Below are 25,926 nucleotides of genomic sequence, written 5' to 3' on the forward strand. Positions count from 1 at the left end.
ACCTCCTTAAATCATGCAGTAAGCATTCCCCTGCTCTTCTGTCTGCACACCGAATGCCTCATTGTAGTATTCCTCGCGCAGTGCCATCACCCCGCTCTCCGTCCGCCAGACTGCACCAAGTCCTGCGAGTTCTTTTATCTCATACGAAAAGAGGTTAACCATATATTGCTGCGCTGATTTCATCTGCTTTCCGATTGATTTCCTGTCGAAAATCCTGTCATCAAACGCGACAATCATATCCTTCCCGCCCGCATAGGGAACAAGTACGGCTTCGGTATGTGAATCAATGACGATAAAGGCACGCCCCGCATCCCGAAATGCCTGCCTAAAATAAGAAGAGATCCTATCCCCGCGTCCCATACGAGCCTGCACGCCTGCGCTATTAGCGCTTAATAAGTCAAATATTGTATTTTGAGTATTTAGAGGATAGCGCATTTCTTTCCCAGTACGCCCAGCATAAAACCTGCGAAAGTACTCCTGCATGACTGAGGGACTTAAAATTGTATTTGCCGCTCGATCATAAAGCATAACGCGGGCAATATTTTTCCCGTGACGAATGTCTTTCAAGTGATCAAGATTTTCATCGGCACATTCAAAAACCCGAACTATCCCCTTCTCCATTTCCCCGTGCCGATTACACCGCCCTGCAGCCTGCGCGATGGAGGAGAATCCTGCTAGAGCACGATAAACCACGGGAAAAGACACATCAACCCCCGCTTCAATCAGCTGTGTACTGATGCAAACAAGTCTTTTCTCCGGATGATTTTTACGCTCAGCAAGCGCCCTTCGAAGTTCTTTTAAGGTTGCTTTACGATGTGCCGAGCACATCTTCGTGCTAAGGTGCACAATTTGTATCTCTTTATCTGAAGGCTGTATCTTTTCCGAAACAGCCTGATAGATTTCCTTCGCTTTTTTCGTGAGATTCACAATACAGAGTACATCCCCGATTTCTTCCACGCTTTTGCAGATTTCTGAGGCAATCTCCTCCGCAGACCACCCGCCATCACGATAACAATTTTCAACATCTACCCTTTCGAATCCTTCAAATGTCTTTTTAATATCAGAGGTCATGGCTGCGTTGTCACTGAGATTGATTGAAACATCTAGCTTCTCCAAAGGTGGCTGGGTTGCCGTACACAGAACCGCTGTAATGCGGCAGAAATCTTTAAGAAAATTCATAGCTGCATTGAAAAGAAAAGTACATCGTACAGGAAGAGTCTGTATCTCGTCAAAGATTACAATGCTGTCCTGCAGAGAATTCATCCTGCGAATGGAACTGTTCCCGCCAGCAAAAAGTGTGTTGAGAAACTGCACCTGTGTTGTAAAGATGATGGGCACATCCCATCGTTCTGTCAGGATACGACGCCAGTCCATACTCTCTGTGTCTTCTCCGTCCGCCTCGGTAATGACATTGGAATGATGCTCCAGAATTGCTTCATCCACGCGGAAAATATCGCGAATTTCTTTGACGTTCTGGTCGATGATCGAGGTGTAGGGTATGACGACAATGATTCGTTTCTTTTGATATCTCTGTGCATGCTGTAGGGCAAAACGCATGCTTGCCAGCGTTTTCCCTCCGCCCGTGGGAACACAAAGCCTGAAAATTCCCGGCTCCTCCTCCGCAGCTTTCAAACAATCATCGCTGATTTTTTTGCGCAACTGTGCAATCTTCTTTGCTTTTGGTTCCTTCGGCAGAGAAAAACCCGCAAGTTTACACTCCAATTTATCAGAGAAATCCGCCCATATCTCAGCAGTTTCCCATTTATCTGTCAGTGGTCTATCCAGCTCAAATTCCGCGCTGTCCAAGCGATCTGCGTCAACCAGCATACTAAGCAGGAGTTTGTGTACCATGCCCCAGTAAAAACAATATGCTTCATTCATCTCGTCATCCGGGCAATGTACGGCACGCGCAATTTTCGCATCCAAATCGGCAATCTCATAAATCGACTGTTCAAATATTCCATTAAGTTCTTCCTCCGCAATCACTTCACTGAAAAAATATTTGAGATCGACCCGAGAGAGTATATCCGCCTTATCGTTACGGCGAAGAAAATCAGAAGATTCATCTTTTCCATCTTGTCCATAATAATTCAGTAAGCCAGTATGATGTGAAAAAATCACAAGCGATGCGATTTCTGCAACAAACCTATAATCTGCATTCTTTCTTCCATACTGTACCAACAGAAACTGACCGCCCGCCGTCGAGTGATCCACATCACCTGCACGGCTGTAATTCCCAGGATTCTTGCGGCACCAGTCAAGATACTCTGCAAAATCCTTCGAACATTTCCCAAGATCATGCAGCACGCCGATCAGATAAGCAAGCGACGAGAGTCCGATCCTCGCCGCATCTTCTTTCATCAAATTGCCCACACGAAGAAGATGATCCTCCATCGACTGTTCTTTCGAGCCATCGCGCCGAATATGTGCAAGATACTGTTTCATCTTCATCTCACTCCTAAGGTTATAATTCTATTTTATTTTATTAATTCCTTTAACTATTTATTCTAATCAAAAAATTTTATACCCTTTCATGTATAGACATGACATTAAAAAATCCCCTCGTCCGAAAATCATCAGACGAGAGGATATATGTTCATTTGGTGGCGGCACAGAGATTTGAACTCCGGACACTGCGGGTATGAACCGCATGCTCTAGCCAACTGAGCTATGCCGCCGATGGTGGGCAGGGATGGATTCGAACCATCGTAATCCGAAGATGACAGATTTACAGTCTGTTGCCTTTAACCACTCGGCCACCTACCCAAAAACTTTGACAAGTATATGCGATAAGGCGCTCCTTTGTCAAGGAGTTTTTCCCGTTATTCAGCAAGCGGTTTCATCGTCGGGAACAGCAGCACATCGCGGATGGACGGGCTGTCCGTCAGGAGCATGACGAGGCGGTCGATGCCGATGCCAAGTCCGCCTGTCGGCGGAAGTCCGTACTCAAGTGCCGTCACATAGTCATGATCCATGACATGTGCCTCGGCATCCCCTGCCTCGCGCTGTGCGAGCTGATCCAGGAAGCGCTGTTCCTGATCGATGGGATCGTTCAGCTCCGTAAAGCCATTGGCGAGCTCACGCCCATAGATGAAGAACTCGAAGCGATCTGTGATTCGCGGGTCGTCCGCGTTGCGCTTGGCGAGCGGCGAGATCTCCGTCGGATGTCCCGTAATGAAGGTCGGCTGCATCAGAGACTCCTCGACCTTCTCCTCAAATGCCGCATTGAGAATTCCGCCGATGCCATGACGCTCCTCGAACGGGACGTGAATCTCGCGCGCCATGGCGCGTGCCTCGTCCACTGTACGGCAGGAGAGGAAGTCCTTCCCCGTCGCCTCACGGACAGCATCATTCATACTGATGGTACGCACCTGTTCAAGGTCGATCTCAACCCCCTGATACGTGATCTTCGTCGTCCCCAGTACATCCTCTGCCGCCTGACGGACAATACCCTCCGTGATCGCCATGAGATCGCGATGATCAGCAAATGCCTGATAGATCTCAATGGAGGTAAACTCAGGGTTATGCCGTACGTCCATCCCCTCGTTGCGGAAGACGCGCCCCATCTCGTAGACGCGATCCAGTCCGCCGACGATCAGACGCTTTAGACTGAGCTCGGTCGCAATACGCAGATAGAGGTCAATGTCGAGCGCGTTGTGATGTGTGACAAAGGGACGCGCCGCTGCCCCACCCGCGAGTGTGGAAAGCACGGGCGTCTCAACCTCTAGGAAGTCGCGCGCATCGAGATAGCGGCGAATCGATTGGAGGATTGCTGTGCGCTTGCGGAATGTCTCACGCACCTCCTGATTGACCATGAGATCAAGATAGCGCTGACGATAGCGTGTATCCACGTCCTTCAGTCCGTGGAACTTCTCAGGCAGAGGACGAAGCGCCTTGGCGAGGAGGTCAAAGTCCTCGACACGCACAGTCACCTCACCGCGCCGCGTCTTAAAGACGACACCGCGAATGCCGATGATGTCGCCGATATCGAGCCGTTTGAACTCCTCTTTGTACTTCTGCTCGCCGAGCACGTCAAGCTTAAAGTATACCTGAATGTTCCCTGTGCGGTCATTCAGCGTGGAGAAGGACGCCTTGCCATGCCCGCGAATCGCCATCAGACGCCCTGCAATGCGGACTTCCTTTCCCTCCTCATCCTCGGCGAGATGATCGTATTCCTTTTTCAGATCCGCCGCATAGTCCGTGACCTCATAGCGATGTCCAAACGGGGCAATCCCCATGGCGCGGAACGCATCCATCTTTTCCCGACGGACGCGCATCATTTCATTCAGATCCTGTTCCTGAGCAACGGATGCATGTTCTTCAGCCATCAATGTTCCTTTCACTTCTTGATATCGATAATCTTGTACTGGATGACACCCGCGGGGGCATTCACATTGATGGTGCGCCCGATTTTCTGTCCGAGGAGCGCCTCGCCGAGCGGGGACTCATTCGAGATCTTTCCCTCATCGGGATCCGCCTCCGTCGAACCGACGATGAGGAACGTCTCCTCCTCGTCAAACTCCAAATCCTTAACCATCACACGGCTGCCCATCGTCACAGTCTTGCCGTCGCCCGCCTTGATGATGTCGGAGTTGCGAATCTTGTTCTCGAGCTCCTGAATCTCGCCCTCGAGAAATGCCTGCTCATTCTTCGCATCATCGTACTCAGAGTTCTCGGAGAGATCACCGAGAGCAATGGCGGCCTTTAGACGCTCTGCGATCTCGATGCGTCGAACGCTTTTGAGATAGTTGAGTTTCTCAACGAGCTTGTTGTACCCATCTTCGGTCAGCATGACCTTTTTCTCTGCCATGAAATGATCTCCTTCACTCTATGTGTACTTTTTTATTGATTTCATCCAGCAGTGCGGTGAGTTCCTCACCGCCTGACAGGACTAATGCTTCTCTTTGTGCATGCCGGAGTTTTTTGATCTGACATTCCCTCCGCTGCGCCTCCTCCTTCGTCGAAAAGGACTCGACATAGGCGAGGAAAACGGGGCGGTGCGCACGCGTGTACTTTGCCCCGCTGCCGTCATAATGCGCACGAAGCCGCCGCTCAAGGTCGTTTGTCCAGCCCGCGTAAAGGCTCCCGTCCGCGCACCGCAGGAGGTAGGTGTAGTTCATTCGTCCGCAGACTTGATCGTGATCTTCTCGATCACGACATCATGCACGGGGCGGTCTGCATAACCGGTCTGCGTGTGTCCAATGTCGCGTACGACATCCATCCCCTCGATCACCTTTCCGAAAACGGCATGATGATCGTCCAGCCACGGCGTCGCGGCAAGCGTAATGAAGAACTGACTTCCGCCCGTATTGGGACCCGCATTTGCCATGGAGAGGATGCCCTCATCATCGTGACGGAGTGACGGGTCGAACTCATCGGGAATACTGTAGCCCGGACCACCCGTGCCATTCCCGTTCGGATCTCCGCCCTGGATCATGAATCCGTCAATGACGCGATGAAAAATCAGCCCGTCATAGAACCCCTTCTCCACGAGATCAATGAAATTTTTCGTCGTGATCGGCGCCTTGTCCTCAAACAGCTCGACCTCAAATGTTCCCTTATTCGTTGTAAAAACTGCGATGTGATTTGCCACGGTGTGTTGTTCTCCTTTTTGATTCTGCGACAGCATATTGAGTGACATCCCTGCGTTCCCGCTGTGCACGATGCAAAGCACGGCAGCCACAACGAAAAAAACGAGCGCAAGGACAGAAAATTTCTTTCCCATTCTACCGAATGCTCTCCTATATTTCAACCAAAATTGGAAAATTTATGCCGCTCTCCCGCCGTGCAGGGGGACCACACAGGAATTTCACGCCCCTTGGCAAAGAAATCTGCGGAGGGCTGCCATGCGGGATAGCCAACGGAATGCATCGCAACGAGTGCGCGCGGATTCGTCTCGGCGCAGAACACCTTCGCACCGCGTTCCATGGATGGACCAAGACGCCCGTCCACAGGGAAAAATGCGACGTCACACGAAAGCCCCGCCAGCCGTTTCATCTGTTTCCGAAAGCCGTTCTCGGCAAACTTGCGGTTCACCTCGGTGTCCCCAGTCCAGTCCCACCAGTTGAAATCGCCGGCATGAAAGATACGCTTTCCGTCCGCCTCGACGAGGAACGATGTTCCCTCGTCCGTAGAGGAGAACGATGTCACGGATATGCACTCATCCTTCCATGCATCGTAGCAGCCGATCCACGTGGTCTTATCCTGCGGAATCCGTGCTGCTCCTGCATTTTCACGAATATCCTCACTGAGGATATAGCGTGTGGTTTGCGCCGAAAAATCGGCAATCATCGGGTTAAAGTGGTCAAAATGTGCATGTGACGCAAAAAAATACAACGGCGCATCCCCATGGGCCCCAATCTGCTTCGGCAGCACGCCGGCAGGATCATCAAATGCATCAAACACGAGCAGAATCTCTCCCACACGGATGAGAAATCCACTGTTCAACAAATAGGTCGCTTCCACGAGCACTCATCTCCTTTCGTTTTCATCTTCCGTATTTTCATCGGATGCTGCGGCATCGTTTTGATTGATTCGCCCGAATCCGCGCCCCATAACCTCATTGGCCGACATAATGATGACGAAGGCATGAGGATCGACATTATGGACGATAAATTTCAGTTTTCCGACCTGCGTTGTCCCGACGCAAACGAAGACAACGTTGCGCTCACGGCGTGTATATGCTCCCTGTCCATGCAGGAATGTGACACCGCGGTGCATGTTGTCGATGATACTCTCCGCGATTTCCCGATGACGATCGGAGACGATCAGCACGGCCTTGCGCTGATTGAAGCCAGCGACAATCTTATCCACCATCGTCGCATTGATGAACATATAGATCAGCGTGAACATCGCCGGCGCCATGCCAAACAGGAATGCAGCAATCAGCATGATGAGACAGTTGAGCGAGAAAAGCACGCCGCCCATGTGCAGATCATAGTACTTTCGCACGATCGCCGCAAGGATGTCGAATCCGCCCGTGCTGCCGTTCATGCGGAATACAATGCCGTAGCCTAGTCCTGCGAATACACCGCCGTACACCGTTGTCAGCATCATATCGTTCACCGGCGCATAGGCATTGAACGGGCGTGTGAGATCAAGCAGAAAGGAAAAAATCGCCGTACCGATGATAATATCAACCGTATACGCACGTCCCATCAGCTTCCACGCCATGAAGAGCAGCGGAATGTTATAGACGAACGTCTGCAGACCGATCGGCAGTCCAAACAGATAGTAGACAATCATCGCAATTCCGGTTGCACCGCCCGTGAGCAGATGAGCCGGGACGAGGAAGAGATTGATCGCACTGCTCGCGATGAGACATCCCAGCGCAATGCCGGCATAGCGCATGACGCGATGCCCCAGTATACGCATGTGCAGATGATGCGTCATGTTCCGTATCCTCCCAGACGAACAGGAGCAGCAGACGGCAAGGCAGTCACATCTATCTCCTTCTGTTCGATGAAATCACGCGCAAAATCCTGCACACAAAAGGGGCTGTATGGAGAACGTGCAAGTTCCTCTGTCTCCTCCTCGGTCAGCGGCAGCATGGTCATCCGCGCGGAAAGCAGTGCTCCGTGCTCGGCATCCAGATTCAACACGAGATGGCGGTGCACATTCATCGGATCGTCATAAACATAGCAGGTATGATCATCCCTGAACTGCCGCTGTGCTTTTCCAAACACACGAAAGATGTAGCTGCTCGTCGCACCATAGCGTACATCTTGCCGCAGACGGTACGCTTCTCCCATGAGGCTGATGTCCACCACCTTCTTTCCTGCGACAGTGGTCGAGACGACAACATCCCCGTATGTGAACGTACGGAGATGAATCCCATGAACCATCTGCGTCCCCTCTGTATTCTCCTCACCCCAGGCCTGTTTGAGTGACTGCTCTGCATCCCCGAGGGAAATGCCACGATAGGAAAAGTCCGTGTCCTGTATCTGCCCCGCCGCTTCTCCTCTTGCAAAGAGAACACAGAATGCCAGCATACAGGAAAGAAAAAAGAGGATGCTCTGCGTATTGTTCCGCATATTCTTCACCTCAACCATCGGAAGCAATCAGATAGGGACGTTCTCAAAAGGAAAAGCTGCCATGCTCCATGATCGTGATCTCCTCTCCCGCCCGCGTCCTGCCGATGACGGATAGATCTGCCGTTCCGATCATAAAGTCCTCGTGAACAAGGGAATGATTGACTCCATGACGGAGAAGCTCCTCCTCCGTCATGCCATCGCCTCCCCTGATGCACGTCGGATACGCCTTACCCAAGGCCAAATGACAGGACGCATTCTCATCAAAGAGCGTATTGTAAAAGAGGATACCGCTCGCAGAGATGGGCGACGCGTGCGGCACGAGAGCCACCTCGCCAAGGAAGGGTGCCCCCTCATCTGTCTGCAAGAGCTCGCGCAGATGCTCCTCCCCGCTCTCCGCATGGTAGTCCGTTACCTTCCCCGCACGGAATGTCAGCGAAAAACCAGAGATCAGATTTCCGTTATAGTGCAGGGGCTTCGACGCAACAACAACACCGTTCACACCGTCTCGCTTCGGCAGTGTGTAGACTTCCTCCGTGGGAATATTCGCGACAAACATCGTCCCCGATGCCGCCCATTCCGCACCGCCCATCCAGATATGCCCCTTGGGCAGCTCCACATGGAGATTCGTGCCCAGACCGTTCCGATAGTGAAGTTCCGAAAAATCATGTGCATTCAGAAAATCTGCCGTCTTCTGCAGAGCGGACACGTGCTCCTTCCACGCCGCAACGGGGTCAGACTCCTCCGACACGCGCACGGCACGCAGAATCTCCGTCCAGAGACGCGCGACCGCCGTCTCTTCTGTCTCATGTGGGAATACCTTGCACGCCCACGCAGGCGTAGGAGCAGAGACAACACACCACGTATTCTGATTGCTCATCAGCCGCGCACGATAGTCCTGCAGAGCCTTGCCTGCTGTCTGCCCCGCCTCCGTCAGACGCTTCGGGTCGACATCGGAGAAGAGATCCGGATTTTCCGCCGCGATGGAGATAAACGCAGCTCCCTGCGCCGCACTTTCATCATAGAAGGCCTTCCGCCATGCGGGAAACTCACGGAACCGTGCCGCAGGCGCCTGGCGAAAGCGGATGTGTGAGAACTCCTCATCACTCCAGTTCACAGTGACATCATGCGCACCCGCATTGTAGCCCTCCGCCGCAAGCGCATGGACAAAATCTGCACAAGTGATCGGCGCATGAATAACGAGCGGTTGGTCTTCCTGAAGATTCACGCCGACACGTACCACAAGAGCGGCATATTTACGAAGCAAATTCGTATTCATTCTATACCTCATCCGTATCAAAGAGGAGCGTCACGGGACCGTCGTTGACTGATGCCACCCGCATATCCGCACCGAATTCTCCATGTGCGACAGAAACGCCGTGTTCCCTTAGATGCGTCATAAACGCCTCATACATAGGAATTGCCACATCCGGCTTTGCCGCCTTGGAAAATCCCGGACGGCGCTTTTTGAGATCCGCAAAGAGCGTAAACTGCGAGATCACCAATACTGCACCGTTCACCTCAGAGAGCGCACGGTTCATCTTCCCCGCATCATCAGAGAACACGCGCAGATGAACGATCTTTTCCGCCAGATGCGCTGCATCGGCGTCCGTATCCTCCGGCGCAATACCAAGCAAAACAAGATAGCCCGTTCCGATCTGCCCATGCAGCATCCCATCAATATGGACGGATGCCTCCTTAACACGCGTGACTACTGCTCGCAACACATCACCTCGTTTTATCAGTGATTCCTTTACATAATGTTCTCTATTATAACACGCCTTGCCGCGGATGTCTTTCCTATGCGGAGAAAAAAGACGAAAGAAGCCGCGTAAGTGCCGTCTGATCCTCTGCCCCCATGGTCTCGCGTGCAGAGTGCATCCCAAGAACAGGGACGCCGATATCCACCGTCCGCATTGGCAGCTGTGCCGAGAGAATCGAGCCAAGTGTCGCCCCGCCCGGCGCATCCGAATGATTCGTAAACACCTGATAGGGGATCTCCTCGTCCTCGCACAGTGTCCTTATGACAGCACGCCCGTAGGCATCCCCTGCATAGGATTGATTCGCCGCCACTTTCAGGACGACGCCTCCATTCAGCACGGGCTGATTCGTCGGATCTGCCTTCTCTGGTACATTGGGATGGAGTGCATGAGCAACATCCACCGAGAGACAGAATCCTTGCAGAATCGTCTCAAGATACTCCTCACGTGAGCATCCGAGGGCCGTATAGACCTGCTCCAAGATCATCCCCAACACAGCCGAGCCTGCGCCCTGCTTCGTACGGCTGCCGACCTCCTCATTGTCAAAGAGCGCTGTGACACGGATCCCCTCTGTGCCATTCCAGTCATTCACAGCATCGAGACATGCCTTGACCGAGGACAGATTATCGAGGCGCGGCGCCGACAGAAACGCATTGTCCGCTCCCAGCAGGCAGCCGCACTCACAGGGATAGGCATTCAGATCATAGGACAGGATCTCCTCCGGGGGAGCATTCAGCTCCTCGGCGAGAAGTGCAGTCAGTCTATCCTCGTCAGAGCCTTCTTCACGACCGTCAAGGAAGAGCAGCGGCAGGAGATCCTTCTGCGGCTTCAGCTCCACTCCCTCATTCACTTTACGGTTCATGTGTATCGCAAGATTCGGAACGATCATCAGCGGGCGGCGAAAATCGACACAGTGCATCTGCGGAGCAAGAGGATCTGCACTACGCACAGCCACAGCCCCTGCGAGGGAAAGGGGACGATCCATCCACGTACTGCGGATCATCCCGCCGTATACCTCCACATTGAGCTTGCCATAGCCGTGCTCATGCATCACCGCATGCGGCTTGACGCGCAGACATGGAAAATCCGTATGGGCACAGACAATGCGCAGCGGACCGTGCACATTCTCGCCAATCGAAACGACAACGCCGCCCGTATCAAACAGGGGAAAATAATAGCTGTGCCCCGCAGAAATTCCTTCCTCAGGAGACAGATGTGCCCCGAGCAGTGCATTGCACGTCCTGCCTGCCACATGATATGGCGAAGTCGCCGTATCAATAAAGTCAATCAATTCCTCGGCACATTTCATCTCTTCGTAGGTCACGTGAAAGCCCTCCGCCCCATAAACAGAAAAAGACCCGCCCACCGGCTGGTCTTCACTAAACAAAAAATGGTCGGGATGACAGGGTTCGAACCTGCGGCCTCATCGTCCCGAACGATGCGCGCTACCAAACTGCGCCACATCCCGACAACGATATGTATTCTAGCAAGTTTCATCGGAAAATGCAAGCATTATTTTTTCAGCTTGTCTGCCAACGTAAGTTGTAAAATAAATTGACGCAAAAAGTTCCATTTTGCAAACGGTTCAGTTAAACTTTTAGTCACAACACAAAAAGAAACTGAAAGTGAGACTGCAAAATGGAACAGAATCATTGTACTACAAAAACAGGGAAATGGAAACAGCTGACGGAGCGGGATCGGTACAAAATCGAAGCCTATTTCCAGGCCGGGTTGAAGCCGCAGGAAATCGCCGCATACATTGGCTGCTCCAAGCGTACGATTGAGCGGGAGCGGCGTCTTGGAATGACAGTACAGCTCAAACCTGCGACGAAGAATATCAAGACCTGCGGAGACCTGCAGGTGCAGTGGGTGTATCTTGCCGATGTAGCACAAAGACGACACGAGGAAAACGCTGCTCGTAAAGGGCGGGGGCTGAAAATCGATAAAGACCACGCGCTTGCTCGACACATTGAACATAAGATCAAAACAGAAAAATGGTCTCCTGCGGCAGTTATCGGTGAGCTCTGTCAACGCGGCTGGAGCTATGATGTCCGCATTTGTGTCAAGACCCTGTATAACTATATCGATCAGCAGCTGTTTTTCGAACTCACAAACGACGACCTCCTATACAAAAAGAATCAGGGTAAACAGACAGAAAACAGCAGGCGCGGTGTTGCGTGGAATAACCGGGACGGGAAAAGCATCGACGAGCGCCCTGAGCCGGTGAATCGGAGAGAGGAGTTCGGACATTGGGAGATTGACTTGGTCGTCGGTCGCAAAGGGACAAAGCCGGTAATTTTAACATTGGTCGAACGGCAGACGAGGAAATCACTCTATGTTCTGATAAAGAACAAGAGCCAAAAAGAGGTGCTGCAAGCACTTCGTCGGTTGCAGCGGCGCGTCAAAGGAGACTTTACGCACGTATTCAAGAGTATCACGGCAGACAACGGGTCAGAGTTTTTGGATGGCGAAGGAATGAAGCGTGCCGCCAAATGCGGCGAGGTNATATTACGCGCATCCGTACAGCAGCTGGGAGCGTGGAAGCAACGAAAACGGAAATCGGATGCTGCGCAGGTTTCTTCCCAAGGGAACGGACTTCAGCAAATTGAAGCCGAAGGAACTGCAGCGGATCGAAGATTGGGTTAACAACTATCCGCGCAAGATTTTCGGATATAAGTCAGCAAATGATATGTATGCTGCGATGATATAACTCGCTAAAAGTTTAACGAGACCTTGCGACAATTAAACTTGCAATTTGCCTCAGCTTGTCTGCCAAGCACGCAATCAACCCCTTTTCCGCCGCTCTCGAAAGAAGTTCTTGAGCAGAGCGGCACACTCCTCGGCCAATACCCCGGCACACACATCCGGTTGATGGTTCAGTCCCGGACATCCTGTGATATTGAACAGGGATTCACACGCCCCTGCTTTGCTGTCTGTGCTCCCGTAGACGACACGGCTGATGCGGCTCATCACGATTGCACCGGCACACATGGGACACGGCTCAATGGTGACATAGAGCGTCATCCCCGTCAGTCGCCAACGCCCTAGTGCCTTACAGGCACGGCGGATCGCAATCAGCTCTGCATGTGCTGTGGCATCGTGCTCCGTCTCACGTAGATTGTATCCGCTCGAAATGACACTGCCTACATCATCGAGGATGACTGCACCGATGGGGACCTCTCCGCATTGATAGGCACGCCTCGCCTCTTCCAAGGCGAGGCGCATGCCATGAAGATCATCCGGCATGAGGCAGTTTTCTCTTTGCATCGGAAATGTCAGCCTTTCCCTGATAAAACAGGGACTGCGTTGCACGCCCGATCTCCAGATGATATGCCGTCTCGGAATCCTCCTGCTTCATCTGTCTCTTTTTCTTCTTTTCTACCTCATCTTCAAAGATAGAGGAAAAGGATTCATCCTTTTCTCGCTCTTCAAACCCTTTTCTGCGCTCAAAGAGCTCATCGTTATTGAAGCGGACGCGCTTAATGCGCATGACACGTTCAACTCGTTCTACCATTGCTGACACCTCCTTACATTCCAGAATGGATGTTATTTACGATCTCACCTTTAATATCGACATTTCGATGTAAACCTTAAACAGAAAAGGCATTTCGTCCGTCCAAAGGAGTGATTCATCAAACACTGTAACGCTCCAGCAAGCCAACAATGACAAGATATCGCAAGAATAACACAGAGATTCTCACACAAAGACGAAATAGCAGTATAGAGGGCGAATTATGGTATTTTGTAGACAAGCTGTAGACAACAAAAAAGTAGAGTGACGGCACACGTTACGCTGTCCCTCTTGTCGTTTACGCCATTACCACTCCGCGACGTTATACATTACCGTCGCGCACAGCATAAAGTCAAGTACCACCGCTGAGATGACAATCCCGATATAGGTCAGGATTTTACGCACGAACCCTTTTAACATGTCCTTGCTTGTGATATAGCCATCCTGTATCGCCCCACGAATCCCATACGCAGCCGCAAAAATCGTCGGCGTTGCAATTCCCTGTTCAATCAGACGCTTGCGTGAGAGAAACAGCCACTTCGTGAAGAGGTCAGCAAATACGAGGATACAGAATGCACCGAAAATCTGTGCGTGCTCCTCGTACGCAATAGACAGAGCGCAGGTAACAGACAGTTTGACACCCCATGCATCTTGCAATTTTTGAAGTACGTGTAACATAAAAACCTCCACTTCATATTACTCCCTTCCTGCATGGAAAGGGCGCACGTTCTTAGGCGCGCGCCTCCCCTTTTCTATCTTTCCCATATCTGCCCGATCTCTCCTTATCCCATAATAAATATCCACCCGCATAGCGGGTGGTTTTTCATTTTCGGACATAGCCCTTATGTAATTGGCGGCGTACAAGTACGCCTTTTATTGGCCTGCCAGCTATGCACAGGTTACTTGCCACCCATAAATGGGTCTCTCGGGTCAAACAAGCTCAGTTGATCCTGTTCCCGGTCCTTCTTCAGCTGATCAGCTATGTACTCCTTAATCGCCTTGGTGTTCTTTCCTACGGTATCGACATAATACCCTTTGCACCAAAATTCTCGATTCCGGTAGGCAAATTTCATATTTCCATACTTCTGGAATATCATTAGGCTGCTCTTGCCCTTTAGATACCCCATAAAGCTCGATATGCTGATCTTCGGCGGGATACTTAACAGCAAGTGGATATGATCCGGACAGATTTCTCCTTCTATGATTTCTACTCCTTTCCACGCGCACAGCTTTCTTAGGATCTCCCGGATTTCCAGCCGTTTCCCTTCGTAGAATACTTTTCGCCGATACTTCGGTGCAAACACAACGTGATACTTACAATTCCACTTTGTGTGTGCTAAACTATGCGTATCGGCATTTTGTTGTTTCGACATAATGCTGTTTCCTCCCTAGTGTCTTTACTATTTTTAGGCTGGCAGGCTTACGCATAGTTTAGCACACTGGGGATTTTCTGTTCACCGCTTAAGCTCTTTCCATGATATTGTCAAGAACAGTTGACAAATTTCTCACAAGGGAATGAACGCTTAAGTAGCTGCGGCAATAGAGTCATAGAACTGACGCCGCTTCACCATCGGAGGAAGCCCCCCGTTTGTTGAACAAATCCGACGGTTGTTCCAATAGCTCATGAAGTATCGCCAAACCAGTACCTTCAACTCTTCGATTGTCATCTTCTTTGTGTCATAGCGTCCATAGAGCAGCTCGGACTTCATGCGCGCCCACATACTCTCACAGCGCGCATTGTCATGACAGCGTCCACCGGCACTGTTCATGCTTTGACGAATCCCATAGGTATGAATTGCCTCCCGATACAGCTGACTCGTATACTGGCTGCCGCGATCCGAGTGCAGGATTGCTCCCCTGAGCTTTGGGTAGGAGAGCATAGCGTTATCCAGCATCCTTACGCATAGAGAAGCCTTCATGTTCGTGTCCATAGACAGTCCGAGCACGCTGGCATCATAACAGTCAAAGAGTGCTGAAATGTAGAGTTTTCCGTCATACGCCGGAATCTTTGTCATGTCAGTGACACACTTGGAAAGAGGTGTGTCGGCAGTAAAATCGCGCCCCATGAGATCCTCTGACATCTGTGCCTTATGATCTGTTTTGGTGATACCGTTCGGTCTATGATTGGGGCGATGACTTAAGCCAATCTCTTCCATAACACGGTAAACAGTTCGTTCACTCGGAATACGGACGCCTTCCGGCTGTTTGATCTTGAGTGCCTGATACATGCGGATTCTTCCGTAGGTGTCGTTGCATTCGTCCTCTGCATGAATCTGCATCATGGCGTCGGCAAGTTCCTGATATTTCCATGGGCGGTCTTTGCTCGTCAAATACTGATAAAATCCCTGTCTCGTGACATGGAGCATCTTGCAGCAGAAGCTGATATTTCCTTTGAGGGCGCCATCTGAGGTCTTGAACGCAATCAACTTCATGCGTTCGTTTTTGTTGACTTCAGACGGCTCGCGGCGAAAAAAGCGCTTGCTTCCTCCAGAAAGTCATTCTCTTTCTTTAGCCGTCGAATTTCCTTCTCCTGTGCTTTGAGTTGTGCACGAAGCTGTACGAGTTCCTCGTGCAGACTTAGGGCACTCTGCGGTGTTTGCGTGCCACACCCAAGATCCAAATATCCAAGCCGATGAGCACGCATCCATGTATACATTGTGTTCTTGGAAATTCCCAGCTCTTTGGCGGCTTTCGCCTGACCGATTTCCTGCGCCAGCTTGATTGCCTGCACCTTAAATTCGTGATCGTATTGTCTGTTTGTTGCCATTTTGATCTCTCCTTCTCCTCTTTGACTTTATCTAAAATCCTTGCAGAGAAGTTGTCAACTTTATTTATACAACATCATACCATAAATGTGATATAATGATAGACATCTATTCGTCTGACCTGCTATTTACGAGGAGATGTCATTATGACACAGCGTCCTGCATTTGATGAGATTCGCTCATATGAGGAGTTTATAAAATATTATTGGTATCGAACAGAACTCGTAGAGATTTGCAAAAAGCTTGGAATTGCACACAGGGGGGTAAAAAAAGATCTCAATCACAACATTGCAGAATACTTTAAAGGGAACATAGTCAAAGCCACTCCCCAAAAAGAGCAGATGATGTCATCTGGAGCGATTTCCTTGGACACACCATTACTTGCTTGCAACTTTTCGTTCAACACAAAGTTTAGAACATATTTCTCAAATCTGACGAGGGTTTCTCCCTTTAAATTTACAGCAGATATGGCGACCGCATGGCGAAAGGTGAAAGCGGATCACGACACATCGTTTACTATACAGGACATGTTGAATGTATATAAGGGGATATCGACGTATGCAAAGTATGATTCTTCTGTATGCGAATGGAACCGCTTCTTAAAAGATTTCTGCGCTGATCCCATAAATGACAAGTTCAAATCAAAATTAAAGGCAGCTGCTATCCTATGGCGAATTGTTCGTGATTCCGATCAACCTAAAATGTATTCACACACATTAGTGCAAGATCATTTAAAACAACTCGAAAAGCTTTAAGGATAACACTTCTTAATTAATTTGTTGACTGTATTGTAAGAAACGCTGATAACTGTAGTCCAACTTCTCTCAGCGCATCTTTTCCCTGCCAATGTCCCCCTATAGAGTACCGATCTTCATCCGCTTTATTTCCTTAAATAGAACAAACCTCTACATCCATCAACGCCGCTCTCAATCCCACCCTTGAAAACAACAACTGCCACACCATCCTCCTTGACCATAATGTGATCGAGCACCCCGCCCCATAGCTCCTCGTCAAACGCAACCTGCTCCTCGTTGATACCACATAGCACTTGAATCATGCTCTCCAAAGCGTTTCTCTTACTCTCCCTCTCGGTAATTTGCTCGTCCAACTGCTCCAAATGTCCCTGCTTTTCCACATAGAGTGCGCGAATCTCATTTTCCTGTTTCAGATATGCCGTCTGGTCCTGTGCCACCAGTGCATTCTCGCGAATCAGTTTTTCAATCCTTTCTGCCAAATTGCCTAAGTCTTGCTCTACCATACTGCGCTCCTCTATCAGCTCCTCCATCTGGCAAACGCTATCAATCAGGGAACGGAGTTCTGCGATCACGTTCTCTTTGACTTCCATCAAGGAGTTCAGTGCCTTGACGAAAATCTGTTTCATTTCCTCCTCGGTCAAGTGGACAGCTCTCTAGAGAACGGACAGTAAAAAAGATCCCTACTGTTGTAAAATAAAAATTACAACAGTAGGGATTCGTCATGTCTAGGAAGTATACAAAAATAGAAATGTTGTCAGATGAAATTCTCCACCGCAATGGACGGAGCAACGTAGAACTCCGTCAGCCCATGCTCCCGCGCCGTAATCGCCATTGGGAGAATACCACTGATCGGACGGCAGTTTCCATCGAGAGAAAGCTCTGCAGAGAAAAGTGCTCTCTGCACCGCCGCCTCGGGAACCATGCCGTAGGATGCAAGGAGTCCAACCGCAATCGGCAGATCAAGCCCCGAACTGTCCTTTCGCACATCGGCGGGTGCAAGATTCACCGTCACCCTCTCCTGCCGCAGCTGGATGCCCGAGTTGCGGATTGCAGTGCGTACACGCTCCTTCGACTCCTTCACCGACGTATCGGGAAGCCCCACCAGCTCAAACCCCGGCAGCCCCGGTGACACATCCACCTCAACGTCGATAATCCGTCCATCTATCCCGAGGGTCGTCGCACCATAAGTCTTTGCAAACAACGGCATTCCCTCCTACGTTTCAAATATAAGAAAATTATAACACAAGAGAGGGTATGTTGCCTAATGATTCTTTGCAAAGAAAAAAGAGATTCCAAACGCTAAGTAGGGCGAATGGAATCTTCTCATTAATGAGGCATTATTCACTCATGAAGATATATTTTTCTAGTTTTAAGCCAATATTTTCCATTTCTTTAAGTAGATTTTTTTCTACCTCTTTAATATTAGTCAAATTATTTTTTTTAGAATACTGCAGTATTCCATTCACGGTTAAATACATAAACTCCTTATAGTGTATAAAAACCTCCTCATCATAAAGCTTACGAGCCGCCTCACATAAGTTTTTTGCAGGTGGGAATAGATTATCCCTTATAGCTCTAGTAGCATTATCTTCAAGATTACTAATAGACGTTCCCCTCGTTGAACCAAAATTTGATTCACAAGCATCTATTGTCCAGACTAATTCACAGGACTCTTCATCCCCCTCTCCTACTCTACGAAGTATTTTCCGTAAATCTTCTGTCTCATGAGTTGGCAGCTTGTTTACCCATTCCGTTATGCTTTTATCACAAAACAGGCGTGGTCCCTTCCCTCTTGATTCCGCTTTAACAGCTTTAAGAAAAGTTTCGCCACTTATATTCCAAGCTCTTTCTAGTTTTTTGTCAATAATATTTCTTATCTCAGAAATACATATATTCTCGCGTTCACCTTGTGCAATGCCTCCTCGAAATAAAATAGGTTCAGCTTTATGCGGGTGAAAATCAATTCCATCATAATCAATAAAACGCTCTGAATCCACGCACTCCATATCTAAAAATTTTTTTTGAAAAGACTTAGCGGATAACATAAATACTGTAGCCATAAAATATGAGAGATTTCTCATGAACAAAGGAGTATCGTTTTTGGAAATAATCACAATCGAATCACTGGCGCTAATGAAATAGTCAAATGTACTAAATCTACTTCTTTCTGAAAGCGCCCAACTTTCTTTCGGATTATGTTTTTCAAACTCCTCTTGAGGATGGAGTTTATCGTCCATAAACGCTGTTTTCATTCTATCCTGAACTATACATAATACATCATTAACCTTAGCCATATCTTGCTTTATGAGTCTGGAAAATCCTAAAATATCTAAATACGCTATAAGCATTTCGCTTCCCCCTCATGACTAACTTCCTTAAAAAGACATAACACAGAAAATATGTCTTTACCAAAGCTTTTTCAAAAACGTATTAGGCTAACCATGTATCACTGTAACATTTTTGGTACAGATTGTATAACATAGATCACTCCGCATCAAATCATCCTTTACCACGCTCCGCAATTTCCGCGCGATAAAATGCAATCTTATTATCGAGTGCCTCCATATGTGCGTGCAGCTTCTCCACCTCTGCCGCAAGATTGGCGCGATGCGCTGTGAGCATTTCCATCCGCACCGAAAGGGTGCCATCGCCCTCTGCCCGCAATGCGGCATAGCGCCGAATCTCCCGAATTGGCATCCCCGTCTCCTTGAGTCGCAGGATGAATGCTGCCCACGCAACATCTCGTTCAGAGTAGCACCGCCGATTCGCCACCGTACGCTCCGGCAGGAGCAGTCCCTCATGCTCATAGTAGCGCAGTGTATGAATGCCAAGACCCGTTTTCCGGGAGAATTCACCAATGCTATATTCCATAAAATCTCCTCCTTGACATAGAGTATACTCTACATTATAAAGTAGTGCCAGAAGGAGGATTTCATCATGAGCAAACAAAACAACAGATACACCGTCATCACAGGAGCAAGCTCCGGCATCGGAGCGGCGACAGCAAAAGCATTCGCTGAGCGCGGACACAACCTCATCCTTATTGCACGGCGCACAGAGCGACTAAATGCCCTAAAGGAAGAGATTCTTGCCGCACATCCGGCACTGGACATCGTTATCAAAACTGCCGATCTCTCTTCTGTCGAGAACGTCACACAAGTCTATGATACAATAAAAGCCTTACCTATTGGGACATGGATCAACAATGCGGGCTTTGGAAGCTATGGCGCAGTCGACACATCCGACCTTGACAAAATCAGACAAATGCTTCATCTAAACATCGAGGCACTGACCGTCTTTTCCACACTCTTCGTACGAGACTTCGCTGAGATAGAAGATACGCAGCTGATCAACATTTCCTCCGTCGGCGGCTACACCATTGTCCCAACTGCTGTCACCTACTGCGCGACAAAATTCTATGTCAGTGCATTCACCGAGGGACTCGCACATGAACTCATAGCACGCGGCGCGAAGCTCCGTGCAAAGCTCCTTGCCCCCGCTGCAACGCAGACCGAGTTCGGCGCAGTCGCGAACAACAACGCCGCCTATGACTATGACAAGGCGTTCGGCACCTATCACACAAGCAACCAAATGGCAGAGTTCCTTCTCGCCCTATACGATAGCGACCAGACAATCGGTATCGTTGATCGCGAGACCTTCGCATTTCGTTTGTGCCTGCCACAGTTTCCCTATGCGGGAGGTTCTGCACATAATCAAAATGAAGTCGATGAGTAATTAAGCCATCTCCTTATAATGCATCGTCAACGTACGTAGCCGTGTACGGATCACCTCTCTGAGTGCCATAGACTTGACCGTTTGAACTTCATCTCCATAGTGGATAAAGTAATCCGCGATAAACTCCTCCTCGCCCACATTGTAAAATCCATGGATATAGTACCGCCCATTCTCCTCCACAAGTCGCATGGACGGATAGTGTTCTTTATAAAAAAAATCTCGTCCTTTTGCTGTAATTTCGACAACAAAGGAGAGAGCATCTGCACGGCGATAAAGTTCCTCTGAGGGGCGTGCAAAGGACGAGAGAGGCATCCCCGCCACATCCATACACTCCTCCACCGCAGTGATGCGGTCACACCGAAAGACACGCGCCTGCCCCATCTCGAAATCGTGTGCCGTCCCATACCACTGCCCATACGCTGCGCGAATCTCGAAGAACTGCACTGTATAGCGGCGCAGTTCTTTCTTTTGATAATAAATCACGCAGGGCTGCTCCTTTACAGCAAACTGTAAAATATCCCGCAAACATGCACTCTCATTCGCGTGCTTCGTTACATCAAGGCGTAAAATATCCGCGATACGATGCAGGGATGTCCTGTGGAGAGGGGCGCACTCCTCAAATTTCTCCCGCAGACGCACCACATCCAGATGAAACGGTGTGGTCTGATATGAGTCGAGCGTACGCATGGCAACGTAGAGCGCATACATTTCATCTACTGTAAAAAGGATCGGCGTAAGTAGATGATTCGGTAGAATCCCATATGACCCACCGCGTCCTACGCGTGTGAAAATTGGCAGTCCCAACTCCTCAAGTGCACGCACATCGCGCAGAGCGGAGCTGCGCGAAATACTGTATCGCTCCATCAGATCACGCAGTCGAAAAGAGTTCTTTCCCGAAAGATAACGTATCATATCGTTCAGACGCTCGGATTTATTCATATACATCCTCCATAAAGGTGCCGCAAATTGACACCTTTTTATACTATACTACAACTATTACACAAAGAAAAGGAGTATGAATATGAACCTGAGTAACGAATTTCTGCGCCTGATGGCAGCACATCAAGACCTCGCACTTGCAACATCGGTGGACAATACACCCCATGTGCGCATTGTTAATTTTGTCTATGCAGAGGAGAAAAAGCTCGTCTACTTCGCAACCTTTCCAGACAATGCAAAGGTTGGTGAAATCGACGCAAACCATACAGTTTCGTTCACCACGATCCCTCATGACGGGGGAACGGCACACGTCCGTGCCGTTGGCACTGCCGCGAAGAGCAAGCGCAGTATCTTCGACCTCGCCGATACCTTCACAGCAAAGATTCCGGGCTACGACGAAACAATTGCTGCGGTCGGTGACGCACTCATTGTCTACGAGATCACATTTCCCACTGCGACAGTGACCGTCGATATGGAACACAGTGGAACGGTGACGATTTGAGTCTTGCTGCCCCATACTGATGATTGAAGGGCATCTTTCTTAGGGCGACTGAAAGGTCGTCCTTTTTGCTGCGTCTGTTGCGAGGCTGATTCTGGTAAATAGAATCTTCTGCGTGATGGAATCTTTTGCGTGAAAGGTGATCTCTTGAATTTATATCTTCATCCCTAAACTGCAGTCTCAATCCCGCCCTTGAAAACAACGACTGCCGCTCCGCCCTCCTTAACCACAATGTGATCGAGCAGTCCGCACCATAGCTCCTCATCGAACTCAACCTGCTCCCCACTAATACCACATACCGCTTGAATCATGCCCTCCAAGATGTTCCTCTTGCTCTCCCTCTCGGCAATTTGGTCATCCAACCTCTCCAAATACGCCTGCTTTTCCATGTAGCGTGCGCGAATCTCATTTTCCTGTTTCAGATACACTGTCTGATCCTGTGCCACCCGTGCATTCTCTCGAATCAGTGTTTCAAGGCGTTCTGCCAAAACAGCGAGTTCCTGCTCTACCCTACCACGCTCCTCTATCATCTCCTCTGTCTGCCAAACGCTGTCGATCAGGGCTTGAAGTTCCGCAATCACGTTCTCTTTGACTTCCACCAAGGAATTCAGTGCCTTGACGAAAATTCGTTTGATTTCCTCCTCCGTCAGATGCCTCGTACTGCATGGCTTCCCTTTGTGGGCATATTTCTTGTTGCAGCGATAGATCACCCTGCGGTACTTGTCCGTGGAGTGCCAGACCTTCGCACCGTAGTACCCGCCGCAGCTGCCGCATTTGATTTTATTCGCGAAGATGCTCACGCCGCTATGTTTGCCGTTCTGCTCTCTACGCTTTATCTCCGACTGGACGAAATCAAACAAGTCCGGCGGAATAATCGCCTCGTGATGTTCCTCCACATAGTACTGCGGAATCTCACCCGTATTCTTCCGTCGCGTCTTATCGAGGAAGTCCGCCGTATACTCTTTCTGGATCAGCGCATCGCCACGGTACTTCTCGTTGGTGAGGATGGAGCGCACTGTGGAAATGTACCACTTGTCCTTTCCCGATGGGGATTTGAGGCCGCGCTTCTCCAGTTCCTTGGTAATGGCGTAGAAGGAGCGTCCACCGACGAATAGCTTGTAGATGAGCTTCACCACTTGCGCCTGTTCCTCGTTGATTTTGAAATCCTTGTCATAGCCGAGAAAGGCACTGTAGCCCACACTGGTCTTGCCCTCGGCGAACTGCTTGCGCTTGCCCCATGTGGTGTTTTCCGAGATGCTGCGGCTCTCCTCCTGCGCTAGGCTCGACATAATCGTGATAAGGAGTTCTCCACGCGAATCAAATGTCCATATGTTCTCTTTTTCAAAGTAAATCTCTACACCGTTTTCCTTGAGTTTGCGGACATTCTGCAGAGAATCCACGGTATTCCGCGCAAAGCGGCTGACGGACTTGGTGATGATGAGGTCAATCTTGCCGGCAAGGGCATCCTCGATCATCTGGTTGAAGCCGTCACGCTTCTTTGTGTTGGTTCCACTTATCCCCTCATCCGAATACATGCCGACGAAATCCCAGTCTGCACGGCTCTCGATGTAGTTCTTGTAGTGTGCCATCTGCATTTCATAACTGGAAGCCTGTTCTTCATGGTCGGTCGAAACTCTGGCATACCCTGCTGTTCTGCGCCGCCTTGGTTCTGCCGTAACCTCCGACCGAAAGATTTTAGGACTTGCAGGGATTACCCGCACTGTCTTTGCCATCGGTACGCGCCTCCTTCTTTGAGTTGAAATATGACCTCATCATCGGATATGACAATCCGCTCGACGTTCTGCACAATCTTGCCCTCGTAGCCATCGCCGAGCAAGGATTCTGCCGCTTCCTTTAGTTTGGATTCTGGCAATCTCCTCAGTTGGCATTTCGTGCGTGGCTGACTGCAAGACCATACTTTTGCTCCCTTCGTCCATGTATCGCGCTCACACTTGCTGCCGCAGGAAGCGCAGTACACTTTATTCGTGAATGGATTGCTGCCACGCTGCCCGTTGTAGATGCGAGCAGTCTTTTTTATGTGACCGTTGATTAGGTGAAATTCCACACAGTCATTGTGAATGACGATCTTAGAGACTTTGCGCCTGAGTTCAGCGGTATCGAAATCATCCTTCTCCATGACGGTTCTAACCGCAGCCACAAGCTCCTCTTCCTTGATCGGACGGCTATCGCAAGCAGTGCTACCTTTCCGCTCTCTTGTGTTGCAGCCCCATCGTCTGTACTTCCCGGCGGTTCTTCTGCTGAAGCCGCCTCCGCAGCATCCGCATTTTACTATTCCCGAGAATGGCATCCGTACAGGATTCCGATTCACAGCCCGTTCGGCTCTCCGTTTCCGTATCTCCTGCGCCTTATCGAAGTCTGTCTTTGACACCAGAGGCTCGAACGTCCCCTCCACCAGATACATGGGAAGTTCCCCTTTATTCCGCTTGCGGATATGACCTTCTGTGATGTAGTTCTTCTGCAACGCCATCGTGCCCGTGTAGGAGCAATTTGAGAGGATGTCCTTTACCGTGGTCTGCTCGATGGGTCTCCCCTGCCGTCCCATAATTCCATGCTCTGCGAGACTATTTGCGATGGCATAGGCAGATTCCCCGGCAAGGTATCTTCGGTAAATCTCCTTGACGACCTTGCCCTCGGCAGGAACAATGCGAAACATCTCTCCGTCCCATGTGTAGCCGTACGGTGCTTTATGTCCGTTCGGAATCCCCTCTGCGAACCGTCGCCGCACGCCCCACCGAATGTTGTCACCAATGCTTCTGCTCTCTTCCTGCGCAAAAGATGCGAGCAGCGTCAAGAGGAGTTCTCCGTCCTCGGATGTGGAATCAATGTTCTCGCGCTCAAAGCGGACGGCAATCCCCTTCTCTTTCAGTCGTCGAACGGTATGAAGGCAATCCACGGTATCTCTGGCAAAACGGCTGATGCTTTTGACGAGCACCAAATCAATCTTCCCGGCGTTGCAGTCGGCGATCAGTCGCTTGAACTCATCTCGGTGTGTAGTGCTTGTCCCTGTGATTCCTTCGTCTGCGTACACGCCGGCATATTCCCACGCAGGATTGTTTTGGATGAGAGCACTGTAGTAACTGACCTGCGCCGCAAGGGAGTGGTGAAGCGTATCCACAGAAACGCGCGCATAAGCAGCCACACGCAGCTTTTTCTGCAATACAGTGCTTGGTTGAACCCGTCGTATCTTCATGCTAGTCCCTCCTTTCCACTCCCATATTCCCGTACTATCCGCACGATAGCAAGTCAATATCTGAAAATAGAAGCCCGATGACGGGACGATATTTCTCGCGCATTTTCGCTTCAAACGCAAGATACTCGTCCTCTGACAAAAGCCCGCTCTGCAGCATTTTCCATGAAGCACGCATCACCATCTGATACGTCATTTCCCGAAGTCCTTCTTCCTTGCTCATTTCAACATCTCCCTTCATGGAACAGCGGACAAAAACGGCTCTTGTGGTCACCTTTTGGGGCATAAAAATAACCCGACGATAAGCCGCCGGGCATTGAGGTTAAAGCAGTTATTTATCTCTGAGGCTGTGCATCATATCCTGCAATTTCTGTGGGACGGGAAGCCCCATCCGCGCTGCGTTCTCGATGATGGAGATTCCTTCATTCGAGATGTAGAAGAAGATCACGGCAGAGCGCAGGACGCATCCGCTGCCGATAATGTGGGTATCGAGGACATTCGCCACACCCACAAGAGTAAAGATGCAGACCTTCTTGCAGATCCCCTTAAAGCCGATGGCGCTCGACAGTTTCTTTTCCACAATCGCACGGAGAACTCCCGTGATGTAGTCCGTCGCAACAAATGCGACGAGGGCATAGAGCAGATCGTCAAAGCTGCCGAGGAACTCCCCGACCACGATGCCAATGCCCGCCGCATACAGACGTATGGTTAAAATCTGATCCAT

27 protein-coding genes, 3 tRNA genes and 3 pseudogenes are annotated in these 25,926 nt (G+C 50.0%); 4 read left to right on the plus strand and 29 right to left on the minus strand.

Annotated elements, in window-relative coordinates; genetic code table 11:
• Positions 1-6 precede the first annotated feature (6 nt).
• From C1713_RS02680 to C1713_RS02745, 14 genes are all read right to left on the minus strand, one after another.
• Positions 7-2,445 (minus strand): CRISPR-associated helicase/endonuclease Cas3, encoded by a 2,439-nt coding sequence (locus C1713_RS02680; protein WP_102492951.1) that lies wholly within the window; start codon positions 2,443-2,445, stop codon positions 7-9.
• 156 nt (positions 2,446-2,601) lie between these two features.
• Positions 2,602-2,678 (minus strand) — tRNA-Met (locus C1713_RS02685).
• 2 nt (positions 2,679-2,680) lie between these two features.
• Positions 2,681-2,766 (minus strand) — tRNA-Tyr (locus tag C1713_RS02690).
• 56 nt (positions 2,767-2,822) lie between these two features.
• The gene (gene lysS, locus C1713_RS02695) at positions 2,823-4,328 is read right to left on the minus strand and encodes a lysine--tRNA ligase (protein ID WP_102492952.1); all 1,506 of its coding nucleotides are present in this window, start codon (positions 4,326-4,328) and stop codon (positions 2,823-2,825) included.
• An 11-nt stretch (positions 4,329-4,339) separates the two neighbouring features.
• Complete coding sequence (gene greA, locus C1713_RS02700) at positions 4,340-4,810, minus strand: transcription elongation factor GreA (protein ID WP_009441980.1); 471 nt, start codon at positions 4,808-4,810, stop codon at positions 4,340-4,342.
• A gap of 13 nt (positions 4,811-4,823) precedes the next feature.
• On the minus strand, positions 4,824-5,120 hold the full coding sequence (locus tag C1713_RS02705; RefSeq protein ID WP_102492953.1) for a GIY-YIG nuclease family protein: 297 nt from the start codon (positions 5,118-5,120) through the stop codon (positions 4,824-4,826).
• A complete protein-coding gene (locus C1713_RS02710) occupies positions 5,117-5,725 on the minus strand; it encodes a peptidylprolyl isomerase (protein WP_102492954.1) in 609 nt (202 codons plus the stop codon). The genes C1713_RS02705 and C1713_RS02710 overlap by 4 nt, the downstream gene beginning before the upstream one ends.
• Positions 5,726-5,748: 23 nt before the next feature.
• Positions 5,749-6,465, minus strand: a complete 717-nt coding sequence (locus tag C1713_RS02715) for an MBL fold metallo-hydrolase (RefSeq protein ID WP_170950755.1) — start codon at positions 6,463-6,465, stop codon at positions 5,749-5,751.
• A gap of 6 nt (positions 6,466-6,471) precedes the next feature.
• Positions 6,472-7,392 (minus strand): YitT family protein, encoded by a 921-nt coding sequence (locus C1713_RS02720; protein ID WP_006689568.1) that lies wholly within the window; start codon positions 7,390-7,392, stop codon positions 6,472-6,474.
• A complete protein-coding gene (locus C1713_RS02725; RefSeq protein ID WP_102492956.1) occupies positions 7,389-8,051 on the minus strand; it encodes a hypothetical protein in 663 nt (220 codons plus the stop codon). The genes C1713_RS02720 and C1713_RS02725 overlap by 4 nt, the downstream gene beginning before the upstream one ends.
• A gap of 25 nt (positions 8,052-8,076) precedes the next feature.
• Positions 8,077-9,309, minus strand: coding sequence for an aminopeptidase (locus tag C1713_RS02730; RefSeq protein ID WP_102492957.1), 1,233 nt, complete (start codon positions 9,307-9,309; stop codon positions 8,077-8,079).
• A 1-nt stretch (position 9,310) separates the two neighbouring features.
• Positions 9,311-9,754 carry a D-aminoacyl-tRNA deacylase gene (gene dtd, locus C1713_RS02735; RefSeq protein ID WP_039981473.1) on the minus strand — a complete coding sequence of 148 codons (444 nt, stop codon included), beginning with the start codon at positions 9,752-9,754 and terminating at the stop codon, positions 9,311-9,313.
• Between the two features lie 76 nt (positions 9,755-9,830).
• Positions 9,831-11,114 carry a M18 family aminopeptidase gene (locus tag C1713_RS02740; RefSeq protein WP_102492958.1) on the minus strand — a complete coding sequence of 428 codons (1,284 nt, stop codon included), beginning with the start codon at positions 11,112-11,114 and terminating at the stop codon, positions 9,831-9,833.
• A 67-nt stretch (positions 11,115-11,181) separates the two neighbouring features.
• A tRNA-Pro gene (locus tag C1713_RS02745) sits at positions 11,182-11,258 on the minus strand.
• 170 nt (positions 11,259-11,428) lie between these two features.
• Between C1713_RS02745 and C1713_RS02750 the strand changes: the two are divergent.
• Positions 11,429-12,500 (plus strand): annotated as a pseudogene (locus C1713_RS02750) (IS30 family transposase).
• A 74-nt stretch (positions 12,501-12,574) separates the two neighbouring features.
• Here C1713_RS02750 and tadA read toward each other — a convergent pair.
• From tadA to C1713_RS02780, 6 genes are all read right to left on the minus strand, one after another.
• Positions 12,575-13,036, minus strand: a complete 462-nt coding sequence (gene tadA / locus C1713_RS02755) for a tRNA adenosine(34) deaminase TadA (protein ID WP_009442474.1) — start codon at positions 13,034-13,036, stop codon at positions 12,575-12,577.
• On the minus strand, positions 13,026-13,304 hold the full coding sequence (locus C1713_RS02760; protein ID WP_009442475.1) for a hypothetical protein: 279 nt from the start codon (positions 13,302-13,304) through the stop codon (positions 13,026-13,028). The genes tadA and C1713_RS02760 overlap by 11 nt, the downstream gene beginning before the upstream one ends.
• A gap of 303 nt (positions 13,305-13,607) precedes the next feature.
• Positions 13,608-13,979, minus strand: a complete 372-nt coding sequence (locus C1713_RS02765) for a hypothetical protein (protein WP_102492960.1) — start codon at positions 13,977-13,979, stop codon at positions 13,608-13,610.
• 221 nt (positions 13,980-14,200) lie between these two features.
• Positions 14,201-14,674, minus strand: a complete 474-nt coding sequence (gene tnpA / locus C1713_RS02770; protein WP_050342360.1) for an IS200/IS605 family transposase — start codon at positions 14,672-14,674, stop codon at positions 14,201-14,203.
• Between the two features lie 150 nt (positions 14,675-14,824).
• Complete coding sequence (locus C1713_RS02775) at positions 14,825-15,733, minus strand: IS3 family transposase (protein ID WP_006696189.1); 909 nt, start codon at positions 15,731-15,733, stop codon at positions 14,825-14,827.
• A complete protein-coding gene (locus tag C1713_RS02780) occupies positions 15,730-16,068 on the minus strand; it encodes a transposase (protein WP_006696190.1) in 339 nt (112 codons plus the stop codon). The genes C1713_RS02775 and C1713_RS02780 overlap by 4 nt, the downstream gene beginning before the upstream one ends.
• Positions 16,069-16,212: 144 nt before the next feature.
• Here C1713_RS02780 and C1713_RS02785 point away from each other — a divergent pair, with 144 nt between their 5' ends.
• On the plus strand, positions 16,213-16,821 hold the full coding sequence (locus C1713_RS02785) for an SAP domain-containing protein (protein WP_009442089.1): 609 nt from the start codon (positions 16,213-16,215) through the stop codon (positions 16,819-16,821).
• 125 nt (positions 16,822-16,946) lie between these two features.
• On the opposite strand, the pseudogene C1713_RS02790 reads toward C1713_RS02785, so the two are convergent.
• From C1713_RS02790 to C1713_RS02805, 4 genes and pseudogenes are all read right to left on the minus strand, one after another.
• Positions 16,947-17,465 (minus strand): annotated as a pseudogene (locus C1713_RS02790) (recombinase family protein); the annotation flags it as partial.
• Between the two features lie 122 nt (positions 17,466-17,587).
• Positions 17,588-18,022 (minus strand): annotated as a pseudogene (locus tag C1713_RS02795) (magnesium chelatase domain-containing protein); the annotation flags it as partial.
• A 136-nt stretch (positions 18,023-18,158) separates the two neighbouring features.
• Positions 18,159-19,169 (minus strand): hypothetical protein, encoded by a 1,011-nt coding sequence (locus C1713_RS02800; RefSeq protein ID WP_102492961.1) that lies wholly within the window; start codon positions 19,167-19,169, stop codon positions 18,159-18,161.
• A gap of 151 nt (positions 19,170-19,320) precedes the next feature.
• On the minus strand, positions 19,321-19,692 hold the full coding sequence (locus tag C1713_RS02805; RefSeq protein WP_102492962.1) for a MerR family transcriptional regulator: 372 nt from the start codon (positions 19,690-19,692) through the stop codon (positions 19,321-19,323).
• Between the two features lie 66 nt (positions 19,693-19,758).
• Between C1713_RS02805 and C1713_RS02810 the strand changes: the two genes are divergently transcribed.
• A complete protein-coding gene (locus tag C1713_RS02810) occupies positions 19,759-20,556 on the plus strand; it encodes an SDR family NAD(P)-dependent oxidoreductase (protein ID WP_102492963.1) in 798 nt (265 codons plus the stop codon).
• Here C1713_RS02810 and C1713_RS02815 read toward each other — a convergent pair whose 3' ends face one another.
• On the minus strand, positions 20,557-21,495 hold the full coding sequence (locus C1713_RS02815) for a helix-turn-helix transcriptional regulator (RefSeq protein ID WP_102492964.1): 939 nt from the start codon (positions 21,493-21,495) through the stop codon (positions 20,557-20,559).
• Positions 21,496-21,577: 82 nt separating this feature from the next.
• On the opposite strand from C1713_RS02815, the gene C1713_RS02820 reads away from it, so the two are divergent.
• Positions 21,578-21,997: a pyridoxamine 5'-phosphate oxidase family protein gene (locus tag C1713_RS02820; RefSeq protein ID WP_102492965.1), complete on the plus strand. Its 420-nt coding sequence runs from the start codon at positions 21,578-21,580 to the stop codon at positions 21,995-21,997.
• Between the two features lie 164 nt (positions 21,998-22,161).
• On the opposite strand, the gene C1713_RS02825 is transcribed toward C1713_RS02820, so the two are convergent.
• The 4 genes from C1713_RS02825 to C1713_RS02840 form a co-directional block, all read right to left on the minus strand.
• On the minus strand, positions 22,162-23,727 hold the full coding sequence (locus C1713_RS02825) for a recombinase family protein (RefSeq protein ID WP_102492966.1): 1,566 nt from the start codon (positions 23,725-23,727) through the stop codon (positions 22,162-22,164).
• Complete coding sequence (locus C1713_RS02830) at positions 23,706-25,205, minus strand: recombinase family protein (protein ID WP_102492967.1); 1,500 nt, start codon at positions 25,203-25,205, stop codon at positions 23,706-23,708. The genes C1713_RS02825 and C1713_RS02830 overlap by 22 nt, the downstream gene beginning before the upstream one ends.
• A 34-nt stretch (positions 25,206-25,239) precedes the next feature.
• Positions 25,240-25,425, minus strand: coding sequence for an SHOCT domain-containing protein (locus tag C1713_RS02835; RefSeq protein ID WP_009438368.1), 186 nt, complete (start codon positions 25,423-25,425; stop codon positions 25,240-25,242).
• Positions 25,426-25,533: 108 nt separating this feature from the next.
• Positions 25,534-25,926: a phage holin family protein gene (locus C1713_RS02840; protein WP_102492968.1), complete on the minus strand. Its 393-nt coding sequence runs from the start codon at positions 25,924-25,926 to the stop codon at positions 25,534-25,536.

The sequence above is a fragment of the Centipeda felix genome, from assembly GCF_900186465.1.
GTDB lineage: Bacteria > Bacillota > Negativicutes > Selenomonadales > Selenomonadaceae > Centipeda > Centipeda felix.

Coding starts and splice junctions, on each gene's coding strand:
- C1713_RS02680 (WP_102492951.1), bottom strand. CDS start 2,445: ATGAAACAGTATCTTGCACATATTCGGCGCGATGGCTCGAAAGAACAG.
- lysS (WP_102492952.1), bottom strand. CDS start 4,328: ATGGCTGAAGAACATGCATCCGTTGCTCAGGAACAGGATCTGAATGAA.
- greA (WP_009441980.1), bottom strand. CDS start 4,810: ATGGCAGAGAAAAAGGTCATGCTGACCGAAGATGGGTACAACAAGCTC.
- C1713_RS02705 (WP_102492953.1), bottom strand. CDS start 5,120: ATGAACTACACCTACCTCCTGCGGTGCGCGGACGGGAGCCTTTACGCG.
- C1713_RS02710 (WP_102492954.1), bottom strand. CDS start 5,725: ATGGGAAAGAAATTTTCTGTCCTTGCGCTCGTTTTTTTCGTTGTGGCT.
- C1713_RS02720 (WP_006689568.1), bottom strand. CDS start 7,392: ATGACGCATCATCTGCACATGCGTATACTGGGGCATCGCGTCATGCGC.
- C1713_RS02725 (WP_102492956.1), bottom strand. CDS start 8,051: ATGGTTGAGGTGAAGAATATGCGGAACAATACGCAGAGCATCCTCTTT.
- C1713_RS02730 (WP_102492957.1), bottom strand. CDS start 9,309: ATGAATACGAATTTGCTTCGTAAATATGCCGCTCTTGTGGTACGTGTC.
- tadA (WP_009442474.1), bottom strand. CDS start 13,036: ATGCCGGATGATCTTCATGGCATGCGCCTCGCCTTGGAAGAGGCGAGG.
- C1713_RS02760 (WP_009442475.1), bottom strand. CDS start 13,304: ATGGTAGAACGAGTTGAACGTGTCATGCGCATTAAGCGCGTCCGCTTC.
- C1713_RS02765 (WP_102492960.1), bottom strand. CDS start 13,979: ATGTTACACGTACTTCAAAAATTGCAAGATGCATGGGGTGTCAAACTG.
- tnpA (WP_050342360.1), bottom strand. CDS start 14,674: ATGTCGAAACAACAAAATGCCGATACGCATAGTTTAGCACACACAAAG.
- C1713_RS02775 (WP_006696189.1), bottom strand. CDS start 15,733: ATGAAGTTGATTGCGTTCAAGACCTCAGATGGCGCCCTCAAAGGAAAT.
- C1713_RS02780 (WP_006696190.1), bottom strand. CDS start 16,068: ATGGCAACAAACAGACAATACGATCACGAATTTAAGGTGCAGGCAATC.
- C1713_RS02785 (WP_009442089.1), top strand. CDS start 16,213: ATGACACAGCGTCCTGCATTTGATGAGATTCGCTCATATGAGGAGTTT.
- C1713_RS02800 (WP_102492961.1), bottom strand. CDS start 19,169: ATGCTTATAGCGTATTTAGATATTTTAGGATTTTCCAGACTCATAAAG.
- C1713_RS02805 (WP_102492962.1), bottom strand. CDS start 19,692: ATGGAATATAGCATTGGTGAATTCTCCCGGAAAACGGGTCTTGGCATT.
- C1713_RS02810 (WP_102492963.1), top strand. CDS start 19,759: ATGAGCAAACAAAACAACAGATACACCGTCATCACAGGAGCAAGCTCC.
- C1713_RS02815 (WP_102492964.1), bottom strand. CDS start 21,495: ATGAATAAATCCGAGCGTCTGAACGATATGATACGTTATCTTTCGGGA.
- C1713_RS02820 (WP_102492965.1), top strand. CDS start 21,578: ATGAACCTGAGTAACGAATTTCTGCGCCTGATGGCAGCACATCAAGAC.
- C1713_RS02825 (WP_102492966.1), bottom strand. CDS start 23,727: ATGGCAAAGACAGTGCGGGTAATCCCTGCAAGTCCTAAAATCTTTCGG.
- C1713_RS02830 (WP_102492967.1), bottom strand. CDS start 25,205: ATGAAGATACGACGGGTTCAACCAAGCACTGTATTGCAGAAAAAGCTG.
- C1713_RS02835 (WP_009438368.1), bottom strand. CDS start 25,425: ATGAGCAAGGAAGAAGGACTTCGGGAAATGACGTATCAGATGGTGATG.
- C1713_RS02840 (WP_102492968.1), bottom strand. CDS start 25,926: ATGGATCAGATTTTAACCATACGTCTGTATGCGGCGGGCATTGGCATC.